The following is a 14,977-nucleotide window of genomic DNA, read 5'->3' as shown; positions in this document are numbered from 1 at the left end:
TGTGATGTCTACACTGATTTTATACCGGATACTATGGATAAGGACACCTTAAACTACTTATTTAAACAATTTCAGACCAACATGCTGACGGAAGCAGAAGCACAGCAATGGGATGCAGCTTTGTCAGACCCCAATAACGACGAGGGCATCCAGGCACTCGCCGATCAGATATGGAATCGTGATGATTTGTTGAGTCACAGGGCTAACGATGAAGATGCTGCCGCCATATTGGGATACATCCTGGAGCAGCCACAGCCGCTTAGGAAAAGAAACATCCGGTTATGGCCGAAGCTTTCGGCGGGAATTGCTGCTGCAATTGCCCTGATCATTCTTGCCCTTTATCTTTTTAAAGGTGTTGATAGCGGTACTTCATCAGTAACCTTTGCCAATGATGTCGCACCGGGAGGTAATAAGGCCATCCTAACCTTAACCGATGGGCGTCGCATTTCTTTAACGGATGCCGCCAAAGGGGAGCTGGCGCAGCAGTCCGGCATCCGCATCACCAAAACTGAAGACGGACAGATCGTTTACCAGGCCGCTGCCACGAAATCTGCCGGACATAATGGCTTCAATACCATCGAGACCCCGAGAGGTGGTCAGTATATGGTGGTCCTGCCCGATAACTCCAGAGTATGGCTCAACGCTGCCTCGTCACTGAAATACCCTACCAATTTCTCGTCCGCAAAAAAACGTCGCGTGGAACTCACCGGCGAAGGTTACTTTGAGGTAGCGAAAGACCGCCGGCATCCTTTTATTGTATCTGCAGGGAATCAGGAAATTGAAGTGCTGGGCACACATTTTAATGTCAATAGTTACCATGACGAGCCTCAGCTCAAGACCACCTTGCTGGAAGGATCTGTAAAGGTGGTCAGCAAGGGGCGGGAAGCATTGCTCACACCGGGTCAACAGGCTGTTTTGACCGGCGGTAGCATCAGGGTTCAGGACTTCAATGTAAGGCTTGCTGTAGCCTGGAAAAACAACAAGTTCATGTTTGAGAACGACAACATCCAATACATCATGCGCATGGTGTCCAGGTGGTATGATGTAGAAGTGGTCTTTGAGGGGGCGCTGCCCGACGACAAGTTTATCGGGTCTATGTCCCGGTCGGAGCATGTATCCGAAGTTCTGAAGTCCCTTGAACTCACCGGAAAAGTAAAATTTAAAGTCGAAGGAAGGAGGATCGTGGTGACGAAATAGCTACTTATGAAAACAAACAACCAGGCCACGATGAACCACCGGGACCTGGTATGGGTTTGACTGTATCAATAAATAAATTTATCAACTGTTAACTGGCAGCTGTCACCGCTTCGAAACATCGACATGCTGCTCAACCAAACCAAACAAATGTATAAAATTTATACCAACAAACCGGGTATACCCAGCGGGTGTATTCATAAACTATTGCTTATTGTGCGACTAACTACCGTAATCCTATTCGCAACATTTATACAGGTGAGTGCGTCAACCTACGCACAAAAAATTAGCCTGACTGGAAAAAACAGCCCTTTAAATAAAATTCTGAATGAGATCAGCAACCAGAGTGGTTATGATTTCATTTATACTGATGGTGTTTTGAAAGCCGCTAAACCTGTAACCGTCAGATTATCAGGAGTCTCCTTTCTGGATGCGCTGGATCAGGTGCTCCAAGGCCAGCCCCTGGAGTATACCATCAATAAAAATACAGTAGTCATCAAGGAGAAACCTACTTCCATCCTCGCCTGGATTGGAATGGACTTTCCCGACCTCATCAATATCGGCGGTGTAGTCCGTGGTGCGGATGGCAACGTGCTTCCGGGAGCCACTATTACGATAAAAGGATCCCGGAGAAGGTTTGTAACCGGCCAAAGAGGGGAGTTTTTAATTTCCGGACTGGAGGAAAACTCGACGCTGCTGATCACCTATATCGGATACGAGCCTATGGAGATCAAGGTGAACAGAGGCCTCAGGTTTCTGGAACTCAATTTGTCCCTGGCGACGAACACTATTGATGATGTGGTCATTACCGGTACGGGTATCGTCCGCAAAAAGGACAGCTTCACGGGCTCAGCAAGCACTTTCACAGGGCTGGAGCTGAAGGCTGTGGGCAACAAAAACCTGCTGGAAAGCCTGAAGAGCCTGGACCCTTCCTTCATCAAAGTGGAGAATAACCTGCAGGGGTCTAACCCGAACACAATGCCTAAGTTTGAGGTGCGCGGCAGGACGAGCATCAGTACTTCCGACCTGAACAACCAGTTCAATGCCGACCCCAACCAGCCGCTATTTATCCTGGATGGGTTTGAGAGTACACTTCAGCAGATCTACGACCTTGATATGAACAGGGTGGCCTCAGTGACCATCCTGAAAGATGCGGCCTCAACAGCACTATACGGGGCGAAAGCTTCCAATGGGGTCATTGTAGTTGAAACCAAACGCCCGGTACCCGGACAGTTGCAGATCAGCTATACAGGTGACTTCTCGATGGACCTCCCGGATCTGAGCAGTTACAACCTGATGAATGCTGCTGAAAAGCTGGAATATGAACGGCTTTCGGGAGGAATCTATAGAGGCGTTCAGTTTCCATGGATCGGCGAAGAGAAATATAACAGCAGGCTTGCTGAAGTGCAGCGGGGAGTAGACACCTACTGGCTCAATGAACCGGTACGGATTGGCATCACCAATAGACACTCGCTTCAGCTGGGAGGTGGTAATAGCGATTTTATGTTCAATGCGGGTGCTTCTTACGGCAATCAGGGTGGAGCAATGAAGGGATCGGGAAGAGAGACTTTTGGCGGTAACATGAACCTTTCCTACCGGAAGGGGCGCATCAATGTCAACAACATGCTTTCTGTATCCGGCAGCAAGGCGACGGAATCTCCCTACGGCTCTTTTGAGAACTTCGCCCGCGCAAATCCCTTTTTCAGGAAAGAACTCGAAGATGGGACCATCCCCAAATATCTGGATCCGGTGTACGACATGACGGCCATCAACCCACTATACAATGCGACTCTGGAGAGCATCAACCAGAATAAGATCTTTTCATTTTTTAACAATACACAGGCCATCCTGACCATCTCCGACAGCTTTCGCTTGCAAGGTGGGCTTCAGCTGTCCAAGGGAAACAATGTTACGACATTATTTGTGCCGCCGGACAATTCACAGTTTGACAATGTGGAATTGCATCAGAAAGGCCTTTACACCAGCGGCAAGACGGACAACTCCGCCTACAGTGCCAACCTCATGCTGACTTATGCGAAGGTGATCGGTAAACATCAGCTCAATGCCAACGTCAGGGGGGATGTGCAACGTACTGCGGCCGATATGACCGGGTTCTCTGCAACAGGATTTCCCTACGGTACAAATGGGAACCCTGCTTTTGCTTATGGCTATGTGCCTTTTAGCGTCCCTGCGTCCGCGGTCACGGAAGCGCGAAGTGTCGGTTTCCTGGCCAGTGCCAACTACGGCTTTGACCAACGGTTTCTATTGGATGTGGTGTATCGCCTGGATGGGGCCAGTGTTTTCGGCTCTGACCATTTGTTTAAACCCTTTGTTTCCGGGGGGCTTGGCTGGAACATCCATCGGGAGAAATTTCTTAGAAATGTCAGATGGATCAACCTGTTGAAAATCCGCGGCGATATAGGGTATACCGGAAATGAAAACCTCGGTCAGTTTAGCTCGGTATCTACCTATCAGTTTCAGGCGGGAAACAACAATAACTTCGGACAAGGCCTTTCTATGGCAAGTCTTGGTAATCCTTCGCTCGACTGGCAGAAGACCCTGCAGGATAGCTATGGGCTCGACTTTGCCTTTGCCAACAACCGCATCAGTGGTTATGTGGAATATTACCATAAAAACACGGACCCGCTTTCAGTTGCTGCTGCCGGCACACTGCCTTCTTCCGCGGGTGTAAATTCAAACTACGTGTTAAACGTAGGACACCTGACCACCAAAGGCTGGTTGTTAAACCTGAAAGTTTCACCGGTCTACAATGTGGAAAAACGCATCATATGGAGCCTGGGCATCACCGGTAGCAATTACACCAGTGAATACGGAGGCTTGGGCAACACGCTGGCGACCTTGAATGAAGAACAACGTCAGAGTCGTGGACTGAGCCGTTTTTATGATGGCTATAGCCCTGACGACATCTGGGCGGTGGTCTCGAGAGGTGTAGACCCCGCAACAGGAAGAGAAATCTTTCAGAAAAAAGATGGCTCGCTGACTTTTACCTACGATCCTAATGACATTGTCAGGGTAGGTAACCTCCGCCCGAAAATGGAGGGGGTCATCAATACTTCCCTCAGCTATAAGGACTTTACCTTTTCGGCGATGTTACGCTACCGCGTCAAAGGCAGTGTATTCAACAGTGCACTTTTTAACAAAGTCGAAAACATAGACGGAGGCACACAGATTTATAACCTGGACAAACGGGCGCTGTATAACCGGTGGCAGAAACCGGGTGATGTAACCCAGTTTATTGGCATCGGTGAGTATGCCGGAAGCCCGATGTCATCGCGTTTTGTAGAAGAAGATACCCATTTTATAGGTGAGTCCTTCAACATCGGCTGGCGATCCTTCGCAGGATGGGTCAGAAAACTAAAGGTGCAGTCGCTGGGCATCAGCTTTTATGCAAATGACATCTTCCGTCTGGAGAAAATACAAACGGAACGGGGCATCTCTTATCCATATGCCCGCACGGCTTCATTTAGTGTCAATGCTACTTTTTAACCTAAAATTCAGTTAAGATGACTATAAAAACTCATTTCATCGCATTGCTTTCCACATTGCTGCTGATGACAGGATGTACAAAATATCTGGACGTACAGCCGGAAGGCGCCTATACAGAAGACCAGGTATTCAAAAATGAATCTGCAGTGCAGCAGGCATTAAACGGTTTGTATATTGACCTGGCAGACAATAGCCTATATGGATCAGCCCTGAGCAATACCAACATTGAAGTCCTGGGGCAGCGTTATATGACGCCCTTTTCAGGATCGCTCAGCTTCTCTTACCTGCAGCAATACCAGTACCAGCAAGGGAGTGTACAGACAGAAATGGATAACCTCTGGAAGAAAGCATACACCACAATCCTATCCGCCAACTTATTTCTGTCCAGGATAGACGGTGCCATCAATGGCAGGGTGCTGACAGCAGCCAATGGCAATATACTTAAAGGGGAGGCACTGGCGATCCGTGCACTGCTGCATTTTGACCTGCTCCGTTTGTTCGGCCCTGCACACACTGAGGGGGCGCAGACGCCTGCAATTCCTTACTATACCCTGGCAGATGGCACCTCGCAGCCGGTGCTCAACAGCAGCCAGGTGCTGGAAAAAGTAATTGCCGACCTGAATGCCGCCGCCGCTTTGTTGGCGAATGATCCCATCACCCAGGCAGGGCTGCAGAACAACGCGAATTTCTATGGCGGATATCGCAACCAACGCCTGAACTTTTATGCGGTTAAAGCGCTGACGGCCAGGGTTTACCTCTGGGCAGGACGGAGCCAGGAGGCGAATGCCGCCGCCAAAGCGGTGTTGGATGCAGGGGAACGCTGGTTTCCATGGATGCCTTACAGTGACATCGTGTCGAATGCAAACCCCGATAGAATCTTTTCTCCGGAAGTGCTTTTTGCGGTCTATAATCCACAGATGTATACCAATTATACCGCCTCATTCAGTCCGGATGTCACTGAACTTGTCATCCTGCGACCGGATCCGGACAGATTGAGCGATATCTTTGAAGGTAATGAAAACGACTATCGGTATACGACCACGTGGTTGACGACCATCCAGAATTATCCTACATTTTTCAAGTTCGCCGATCCGGCAGATAAAACCAAGACCTGGCGTTTCCTTCAGCCCATGTTGCGCAAATCGGAGATGTATTACATCCTCGCAGAGACAGCTGCCAACCCGCAGACGGGCATCGGTTACCTGAACCAGGTACGCCACAACCGCGGACTGGCAGATCTGCAACCAACAGCTGATCTTGCTGCAGAGCTCAGGAAAGAATACCAGAAGGAATTCTGGGGCGAAGGACAGTTGTTCTTCTATTATAAACGTAAGCGGGAAGGTAGTGTACCGAGTGGAATGGATGTTTATTCAACCGTATCACCATCCTACATTGTGCCATTGCCGCTTTCAGAAACTACTCCACGTTGATCATTTAAATTATGAAGATGATGAAAACATTAAAACAAATGATAGCCTTGTCTTTTCTGCTGATGACGGCGATGTCATCGTGTAAAAAATCGACACTGACTACTTATAATACGGCCGATAATATTTACTTCAACTACTTCCGAGATGTGAATCCTGAGCAACAGGAGCTGGGCTTCCCTGCGGATACGGCAGACCTCACCTTCGCCTATCAGGCACCTGAGGTAACCAGTATCATCCTTCCCATTCCAGTGGCCGTAACTGGCGTACCGGCCGCAGCCGACCGGGAGTTCAGCTTAAGCGTCGACCCCTTGTCGACCGCCACCGCACAGCATTTTGAGCTTCCCCAGACCTTTATCTTTCATGGAGGACGTGTGCTGGATACCATTTTCCTGAAGCTGAAGCGGGCACCGGACCTGAAGACAAAGGGCGTGAAAGCGATTTTTCACCTGAATGCCAACAAGGATTTTGCTACTGAGCTGAAGGTAAGGTACCTCGACAGGGGTGCTTCCAGTGCAGATACCATCAAGCTGCTTTCCTTTCAGGTGACGGTCTCCGATATTCTTGCTCCCGGACCATCATGGGGCAACGTTTACTTCGGTACTTTCTCGGAGAAGAAAGTCTCGCTGCTGAATCAGATCGCCGGAATGCCGCTTGATTTCTGGTCGGTCGCCAATACAATTACAGACATCAAACAGCGGAATGCCCTTGCCAGCTATTACGCCGCTTTCATGAGCCGTTACCTGCAGGACCAGGTGCTGGCCGGCAATACAGTATATGAGGCTGACGGCACTACAACAATGATGATGGGGGCGGCCTACCGCTAGCTCATGGTTTAATGTAAATCTTAAAATATACAATCGATGAGAACGATTAAAAAATACATCATGGTTGCTCTGGCAGCATCTTTTTCCCTTTCCTGCTCGAAGGACCTCGGGAATTATGACTATCGTGAGATTAATAAAGTAACTATTGAAAACTTTGATACCACTTCCGGATATACTGCTTACTTCGGGGACAGCCTGATTGTGGCACCCTCATTGGCGGAGAGCATAAAGGAAGCAGGTGGCAATTCCTACAGCTACCAATGGGCACTGGACCGGAACAATGACCAGACACCGGATTCTGTATTGTCCAGCTCAAAAACACTGCGCATTAAAATTGGCATCGCGCCAGGTAACTATAGCCTCCAGTATCGTGTGAAAGACCTGAACACGGGTGTTGAGGTCCACAGCAAAACTACGCTGACCGTCACTACGGAGGTATATGAAGGTTTCCTGGTACTGAATGAGGTGGCTGGAAAAAGCCGCCTCGACATGCTTTCCTACAGCAGGGCCACCCAGAAGTTCAGCCAGTTTACGGATGTGCTGGCGAAGATGGGCTCGCGACTGCCGGAACAGGGGAAACCTTACCAGGTATATTGCGCGGAAACCGCCTTCTCTGGTGGGGGTACAGCCGATACCTACCGCATCTACCTGATGACAGAAACCGGCACCAGCCGCATCCATTCCGAGACCTTCGATTATCTGCCCACTTATGACATCCGTTATGAGATGCTGGGAAATGTGCCTGCCGGATTTAAAGCCAATGCGATGAACGGCGCCACGCAGTTTATCTTTACCAACCTGTTCCTGATGGCCAACGACAATATCTATGTGCGCGCCTTCCTGTCCTCTTCGGCATGGCCCTATGTTCCGGTAAATACGTATTCTTCGGGACAGACGCCCTTCCCTGTAGCACCTTACGTAGCCACGGATGGAAATGCTTTTGTCATGTATAACAAGAGCAAGAGAAAGTTTGTGAGCACCTCAGCAATCACAAATGTCACGGTGTCTGACGTGCCCGATGGCCTGAACTATCCGTCGGGAAACGATCTGCTGTATATGGAGCGGAACTACTCGGGTAATGCCTATGCGGTACTCAAAAATCCGCAAACCTCAAAGATCTATATGCTGCGGTTTGCCGTTGGCGGGGCCTCATCGTATTATCAGGAGATGACGGGGACCGACATTGCGTTGGCCAGTCACTATGCTGTGAGCCCTGATCTGGGTTACCTGTTTTATAGCGTTGGCGGTAAACTTTATGAATATGACCTTTCCCTGCGTACCAGCAAGCTGATGCTGGACAAGGGCGATTCAGAGATTACGTACCTGGCTTTCCCCAGCTTCTTCAACAGGGCCTCCAATGCGACCTATGGCGGCTGGGCCAAGCTGCTTAACGTAGGAAGCTACAGCCCGGCAGCACCCGCCACCAGTGGTGTGCTGGAGCGTTATGCCGTGCCGACGGTCAATGCAGATCTGGTGCTCGCAGACCGCTGGACCGGGTTTGGAAAAATCGCGAGCATCTCCTACCGCGAACGCCTGCGGTAAGGTGAAACATTTAACCATTGCACCTCCCGGAGCCAGGCAGCATGCTGCGCTCCGGGTTTCAAAACCAACCATACAAAAAACAGTAAACGAATGATTTTAAAGACATTATTTAAGTGCAGCCTATGCGTAGGCATGGCCACCGCCTTGTCCGCCCCGGCCTTTTCACAGCACAAATTTACCATTAACGGACAGCTTGCCAAAGACATCCAGGGAAAGGTAATCCTTCAATACAATAGCCACCCGAATACCTATGTCAGGGACTCTGCCATCGTGCGCAATGGCGCTTTCAGTCTGCAGGGAGAAGTAGGTGACCCCTATTTTGCCAGCCTTCAGTTTTCGGATAATAAGGGCGGGCCCAAAATGGGAAGGGTGAGCGATTACAAAGGTTTCTTTGTCGAGGGTGGCACCATAAAAATTGTGAGTGCCGACAGCATCGGCAATGCGGCAGTCACGGGAGGTAAGGGACAGGCCGATTACCTACATCGTGTAGCATTGCTGAAAACACTGAACGACCAGTATCGGCCATTGGCGGAACAGCAGGCAAAGATGCGCATGGAACGTAACATGGAAGCTGCTGAGGCTTTGCAGAAGCAGATTGCCCCGATCCTGGCGCAGCAGGAGAAGATCGACAGCGCCTGGATTGCCGCCAGCCCCGACAGTTATGCTGCTTTTCTGCTTTGGATCAAGACACAAAGAGGTTTCATCGAAGATGAGGGCATCAAAGGCTTCAACCGCTACTCTGCAGCTGTCCGCAATACGGAGCAGGGGAAACTCTTCGCCGAGCGGATCCAGCTTTCCAAAAAGCTGGCTATCGGTAACGTAGCCCCGGATTTTACGGTAAAGGATAGCCTGGGGAACCCCGTTACGCTGTCCTCGCTAAAGGGTAAAAATGTGATGTTGCTGTTCTGGATCAGCAACGTGTTCGGCTTTGATTCTTTCGCCGTCAACATGAGAAAAGTAAGCAAACGCTTTAAAGATAAAAACTTCGTGATACTGGGAGTCAGTTATGATGAAGACAGCAGGTGGCGCGAAGCCATGAAGGCCACCACCTACAACTGGGTACATACCACCGACGTTGGAGGCATAGGCAACAAAGAGGCGATCAGCAAGACCGCAAAAGCTTATGGCCTAAGCCTGGGTGCTGTTCCACAAGGCTTTCTCATTGGCCCCGACGGGAAAATTCTCATGCGACGCCTGGCATTAACGGATGCGGAGCTTGGTTTGGAACTTGAAAAAGCAGTTAAATAACAATCATATGAAAAGACTATGTATGCCCCTGATGGCATTGCTGTTACTGGCAATGTCCACAAGTTTAAGCGCCCAGCAGTTTGCCGATTTCCCGGATATCGGTGACGACATCATCCCCGAATATCCAAATGTAGAATGGATAAAAGGGACACCTGTAAAAGCTTTTGAGAAAGATAAAATCTACATCGTGGAGCTTTGGGCCACCTGGTGTAAACCCTGCATCGCTGCAATGCCGCACCTGAATGCCATGCACCTCAGGTTCAAAGATAAAAACGTGGTTTTTATTGGTCAGGATGTGATGGAGAGCGATAGGTCCAAAGTCGATGCCTTCGTCAAGGAGATGGGAGATGGTTTAAGTTACACCATTGCCTACAGCGGCCCTGAGGGCAGCGACTTCGATAAGAAGTGGGTAAAAGCGGCAGGGGTGACTGGCATCCCGCAGACCTTCATCATCCAGAACAACAAGCTCGTCTGGCAGACACATCCCAGCAACCTAAACGATGAGGTGATCCAACTGCTGGTAGACGGTAAGTTCACCATAGATGCAGCAAAAGCGCTGATCAAAAAATAAGCTTCGGTTCAACTATATCAATCAAACATCATAAACTATTCAGAATTGGAAAAGAGCATCATAAAAATCGAGCACCTGTCGCATAAGTACAGCAGCTCATGGGCCATCCGCGACATCAACATGGAGATCAATAAAAGTGGCATTGTAGGACTGCTGGGCTCCAATGGCGCCGGCAAATCAACCACGATGAACATCCTCTGCGGGGTATTGAACCAGACCGAGGGCAAGGTATACATTAATGGCATTGATGTAAGGGAGCAGCCGGAGCTCGCGAAGAAACAGATCGGCTTCCTGCCCCAGAATGCACCGCTATACCTTGACCTTACGGTGGATGAATACCTGACTTATTGTGCGGAACTGCGATTTATCCCTAAGAGAGAAATCAAGGCTGCCGTGGCTGAAGCTAAAGAGCGCTGTGGCATTACCCATTTCAGCAGCAGGCTGATTGGCAACCTTTCCGGTGGGTACCGCCAGCGCGTGGGCATTGCACAAGCCATCATCCATCACCCGGCTGTGGTCGTGCTCGATGAGCCTACAAACGGGCTGGACCCAAACCAGATCATCGAAGTCCGTGCACTCATCAAGGAAATTGCGACAGATCGCCTGGTGATTTTCTCCTCGCACATCCTGACAGAGGTGCAGCTGCTGTGCAAGGACATCACGATGATTGAAGGCGGGCGCATTGTCTTTGCCGACACCATGGATGCCTTTAACAATTATGTGGAACCACATAGCGTGCTGATGCGCATGGAAAATCCACCGGCGGCGGCAGCCTTCCTCGCGATAGATGGCATCACTAAGGTCGACTTCCTCACAGAGCGTCAGGTGAGGCTTTACTTCAATGGTGACGAGCAGATTGCAGAAACCGTCATCGCTGCCAGCGTGCAGCATGGCTGGAAGCTCAGGGAGATCAACCTCGATAAGAGCTCCCTGGATGAAATATTTAAACAGTTGTCTACCCCTTCAAACGTTTAGCCTTAATCATGAATATTATATTTAAAATAGCAAGAACAGAGTTACGGAACCTGTTCTATTCCCCGATTGCCTGGTTCCTTATGATCGTGTTCCTCGTACAATGTGCCATGACTTATATGGGTATGGTCGACAGCAATGTGCGTAGTCAGGAGATGGGCGGCAGGGGCCTGGAATATATGACTCAACTGACCAACAGGATCTTTACCGGACAGGGAGGCTTGTTTAGCAGTGTGATGCAGAACCTTTACCTGTATATCCCATTGCTAACGATGGGGCTGATCAGCCGCGAAATTAATGGCGGTACCATCAAGCTTTTATACTCCTCACCGGTGAAAGTGCAGGAGATCGTCTTTGGTAAGTACCTGGCCATGCTGGTCTACAGCCTCGTGCTGGTCGCCATTGTTGGCATCTTTCTCTTTGCCGGTTTATTTCACATCAAAGAAGTAGATACAGGAATCCTGATGTCGGGTGCTCTGGGTTTCTTCCTTTTGTTGTGTGCCTATTCGGCAATTGGGTTGTTTATGTCCAGCCTGACCACTTACCAGGTCGTGGCCGCGGTGAGCACATTCGTGATGATCGGTATCCTGAGTTATATCGGGACCCTTTGGCAGCAATATGATTTTGTACGCGACCTGACCTATTTCCTGTCGCTCTCCGGAAGAACCGGGCATATGCTGAACGGGATGATCATGACCAAGGATGTCATCTATTTCCTGATTATCGTCTACATCTTCCTGGGCCTGACCATCTTTAAGATGAAAGCCGGGCGTGAATCCAAACCATTTGTCGTTAAAGCTGGTAAGTATGCCTTCATCATCGTCTCGGCGCTGGCAATTGGTTACGCCAGTTCCAGACCCGGACTGATTGGTTACTGGGATACTACGACCAATCAAAGCAATACCCTTACGCCAAATGCACAGAAGATCATCAAACAACTGGGCAAGGAGGAGCTGGAGATCACAGTGTACAATAACTTGTTGGGACAATATGTATATGCGGGTCTTCCAGAAGCCCGCAACAGGTATCTGTCGGTATGGGAGCCTTACCTGCGCTTCAAGCCGGACATTAAATTTGAGTATGTCAACTACTACGACAGCATCCCTGATGACCACAATTACTTTTATAAACAGTATGAGGGCAAGAACCTGAAACAGATTGCAGACCTGAGTGCCAAGAACTTCAGGCTCGACCTGTCGATGTTCAAAACACCCGAAGAGATCCATAAGCTGATTGACCTGAAGCCCGAGCTGAACCGCTTTGTGATGCAGCTGAAGTATAAAGATAAAAGCACCTTCCTCAGGGTGTATGATGATCAGCAGATGTTTCCGAGTGAAACGGAGGTCTCCGCTGCTTTCAAGCGCCTGATGTCGGCGAAGCTGCCGAAGGTCGCTTTTCTTACCGGAAATCTGGAGCGGGACATTGTCAAAAAGGGAGATCGGGAATACCAGACTTTAACGACACTGAAGACCTTCAGGTATGCCCTGGTGAATCAGGGTTTTGATGTGGACACCCTCTCACTGGAAAGCAGCGACGTTCCTGAGAACATTTCCATCCTGGTCATTGCAGATCCTAAGTCGGCCATGAGCCCTGCAACGTTGGCAAAGGTTAAAGCTTATGTCGCAAAGGGTGGCAACCTGCTGGTTGCCGGCGAGCCGGAAAAAAGAGATGTGCTTGCCCCCGTCCTGCAGGAGCTGGGCGTGGAAATGCTGGAGGGCACGCTGGTGCAGCCGAGTAAAGATTTGTCCCCAGACCTGGTACTGAATAATGTTACGCCTTTTGCGTCTACATTTACGAAGATGCTGACCGAAAGTTTTCAGGATAGTACAGTTGTTTCGACACCCGGAGCAGTTGCCCTCGCCTATCATGAGCAGTCAGGATTCAACTATCACCCTTTGCTGATGACCAGCAGTGGGCTGAGCTGGCTTAAAAAGGGAAAATTCGTTGCTGATTCCGCGGCAGTGGTTTTCAGTACTGCCAATGGAGATATACGGCGGTCGTTTCCTACAGTGCTGGCACTGAGCAGGAAGATCAACGGTAAAGAACAACGGATCATTGTAAGCGGTGACGCCGATTTTATGAGTAACAGTGAGCTGGGCAGGTACAACGTGAAAACAGCCAACTTCATCTTCAACACCGCACTGTATAGCTGGCTGAACTATGGAGAGTTTCCGATTGATACCTCCCGGCCGGAAGCTAAAGACAAGCGCATGAAGATCACCTCGGCAGGAGTAAATGCCTGTAAGATTGCCTTCATATGGGTGTTGCCAGCTTTGCTGCTGGCCGGCGGGTCTGTACTGCTCATCAGACGTAAAAGAAAATAAACAGATGTTATTTACAACAGATAAACAAACACTGGATGACCTGAATATATTTGGTAAACACGGAAGCGATTCCGTGTACCAGATTTTCAACAGGACGAATACCCGTGGTGGGGCAGCGCTGCTGGAGGCGATGTTCCAATATCCCTTGTCTGATGCCGATGCGGTGAATAAGCGCAGCGGCATCATTCAATATTTTGCCGCAATGAACTGGCAATTTCCTTTCGCCACCGCCTGGTTTGATGCTGCGGAACTTTACCTGAGCAATACTGACGAGCGCACAAAGTTGTCCGCGCAGGACCATTCGGTAACCCAAAGACTGAGTAATCTGGTGGCAACGGATGCAGAGACGACTACTATCCACAATGGCATCACTGCCTTAACTGATCTGTTGCAAGGTCTGCGTGATTTTATTGGCGCTTTGCAGCTCGAAGCAGGGCACTGCTATTTCGTCGACTACCAGGCGATCCGGGCACAGCTTCATTCGAATGCTTTCTCCGTGCTGTTCAGCAGGCCCAGAAAAGGACGTCTTTCAGCTGCGGTATTTGCGGAGTATGATGCATTGCTGCGGTTCCGTTACCGGGATGAGGTAAAACGGCTGCTGACGTATGTTTATCAGCTCGATGTCTATCAGTCGGTAGCGCGTGTGGCGATGGAGCGCGGTTTCATCTTCCCCAAAGCATTACCTAGAGACCGGCACCTGCTGCGGCTGAAAGGGGTATACCATCCTCAGGTAAAAAATGCTGTGGCCAACAACATCAGCATAGATGAGCGCAGCAATGTCATATTTCTGACCGGCGCTAATATGGCGGGAAAGTCGACTTTTATGAAGTCGCTCAGCATCGCACTTTTTCTGGCACATGCGGGTTTCCCTGTGGCCGCTGCTGAAATGGAGTTCTCTGTCCTGGATGGCATATACACCACCATCAACCTGCCCGATGACCTGGGGATGGGGGCCAGTCATTTTTATGCTGAAGTTTTACGCGCTAAGAAAATTGCTGCGGAGCTGCAGTCCGGGAAGCAGCTCTTTGTCCTTTTTGATGAGTTGTTCCGAGGTACAAATGTGAAAGACGCCTGTGAGGCCACTGTTGCTTTTACGGAAGCTTTTGCACATAAACCAGGGAGCATGTTTGTCATTTCCACGCACATCATTGAGGCGGGTGAGGTTCTGAAAGAACGCAATGACCATATCCAGTTCGTTTTTTTGCCCACCAAAATGAATGGAAACAAACCGGTGTATACCTATACACTGGAGGAAGGACTGACGGCCGACCGCCATGGCATGATCATCATTAACAATGAAGGCATCCTGGAGATCCTGAGAAAGGGTCTTGAGCGGATCCATAAAAAGCCGATTAATTAAAAGAA

Annotated in this window: 10 protein-coding genes; all 10 read left to right on the top strand. The window is 49.6% G+C overall.

Translation table 11 applies throughout. From position 1 onward, the window contains the following. Positions 1–33 precede the first annotated feature (33 nt). Positions 34–1,197 carry a FecR family protein gene (locus PBAL39_RS16685; RefSeq protein WP_008243620.1) on the top strand — a complete coding sequence of 388 codons (1,164 nt, stop codon included), beginning with the start codon at positions 34–36 and terminating at the stop codon, positions 1,195–1,197. A 147-nt stretch (positions 1,198–1,344) separates the two neighbouring features. Further along, entirely contained in the window at positions 1,345–4,701 is a 3,357-nt protein-coding gene (locus PBAL39_RS16680; RefSeq protein WP_198139840.1) for a SusC/RagA family TonB-linked outer membrane protein, read from the top strand. Positions 4,702–4,718: 17 nt separating this feature from the next. Then, positions 4,719–6,131, top strand: coding sequence for a RagB/SusD family nutrient uptake outer membrane protein (locus PBAL39_RS16675; RefSeq protein ID WP_008243616.1), 1,413 nt, complete (start codon positions 4,719–4,721; stop codon positions 6,129–6,131). A gap of 17 nt (positions 6,132–6,148) precedes the next feature. Further along, positions 6,149–6,955, top strand: coding sequence for a DUF4843 domain-containing protein (locus PBAL39_RS16670; RefSeq protein WP_157274064.1), 807 nt, complete (start codon positions 6,149–6,151; stop codon positions 6,953–6,955). Between the two features lie 36 nt (positions 6,956–6,991). After that, positions 6,992–8,497, top strand: a complete 1,506-nt coding sequence (locus PBAL39_RS16665; protein ID WP_008243612.1) for a PKD-like family lipoprotein — start codon at positions 6,992–6,994, stop codon at positions 8,495–8,497. Positions 8,498–8,587: 90 nt separating this feature from the next. Next, on the top strand, positions 8,588–9,745 hold the full coding sequence (locus PBAL39_RS16660) for a redoxin domain-containing protein (RefSeq protein WP_083801768.1): 1,158 nt from the start codon (positions 8,588–8,590) through the stop codon (positions 9,743–9,745). Between the two features lie 7 nt (positions 9,746–9,752). Continuing rightward, complete coding sequence (locus tag PBAL39_RS16655; RefSeq protein ID WP_157274063.1) at positions 9,753–10,316, top strand: TlpA disulfide reductase family protein; 564 nt, start codon at positions 9,753–9,755, stop codon at positions 10,314–10,316. A 45-nt stretch (positions 10,317–10,361) separates the two neighbouring features. Further along, a complete protein-coding gene (locus PBAL39_RS16650) occupies positions 10,362–11,291 on the top strand; it encodes an ABC transporter ATP-binding protein (RefSeq protein WP_008243605.1) in 930 nt (309 codons plus the stop codon). 8 nt (positions 11,292–11,299) lie between these two features. Next, positions 11,300–13,612, top strand: coding sequence for a DUF4350 domain-containing protein (locus PBAL39_RS16645; protein ID WP_008243602.1), 2,313 nt, complete (start codon positions 11,300–11,302; stop codon positions 13,610–13,612). Between the two features lie 4 nt (positions 13,613–13,616). Beyond that, a complete protein-coding gene (locus PBAL39_RS16640) occupies positions 13,617–14,972 on the top strand; it encodes a DNA mismatch repair protein (RefSeq protein ID WP_008243601.1) in 1,356 nt (451 codons plus the stop codon). The last annotated feature ends 5 nt before the right edge of the window (positions 14,973–14,977 follow it).

This window comes from Pedobacter sp. BAL39, from assembly GCF_000170795.1.
Taxonomy (GTDB): Bacteria; Bacteroidota; Bacteroidia; order Sphingobacteriales; family Sphingobacteriaceae; genus Pedobacter.
The sequence above is the reverse complement of the archived record's forward strand: the minus strand, read 5'-3'. Positions and strand labels throughout refer to the sequence as shown.

Bases quoted from the DNA above. Each gene is read 5' to 3' on its own strand.
- PBAL39_RS16645 (WP_008243602.1), top strand. From the start codon at position 11,300: ATGAATATTATATTTAAAATAGCAAGAACAGAGTTACGGAACCTGTTC.
- PBAL39_RS16680 (WP_198139840.1), top strand. From the start codon at position 1,345: ATGTATAAAATTTATACCAACAAACCGGGTATACCCAGCGGGTGTATT.
- PBAL39_RS16685 (WP_008243620.1), top strand. From the start codon at position 34: ATGGATAAGGACACCTTAAACTACTTATTTAAACAATTTCAGACCAAC.
- PBAL39_RS16665 (WP_008243612.1), top strand. From the start codon at position 6,992: ATGAGAACGATTAAAAAATACATCATGGTTGCTCTGGCAGCATCTTTT.
- PBAL39_RS16675 (WP_008243616.1), top strand. From the start codon at position 4,719: ATGACTATAAAAACTCATTTCATCGCATTGCTTTCCACATTGCTGCTG.
- PBAL39_RS16655 (WP_157274063.1), top strand. From the start codon at position 9,753: ATGAAAAGACTATGTATGCCCCTGATGGCATTGCTGTTACTGGCAATG.
- PBAL39_RS16640 (WP_008243601.1), top strand. From the start codon at position 13,617: ATGTTATTTACAACAGATAAACAAACACTGGATGACCTGAATATATTT.
- PBAL39_RS16670 (WP_157274064.1), top strand. From the start codon at position 6,149: ATGATGAAAACATTAAAACAAATGATAGCCTTGTCTTTTCTGCTGATG.
- PBAL39_RS16660 (WP_083801768.1), top strand. From the start codon at position 8,588: ATGATTTTAAAGACATTATTTAAGTGCAGCCTATGCGTAGGCATGGCC.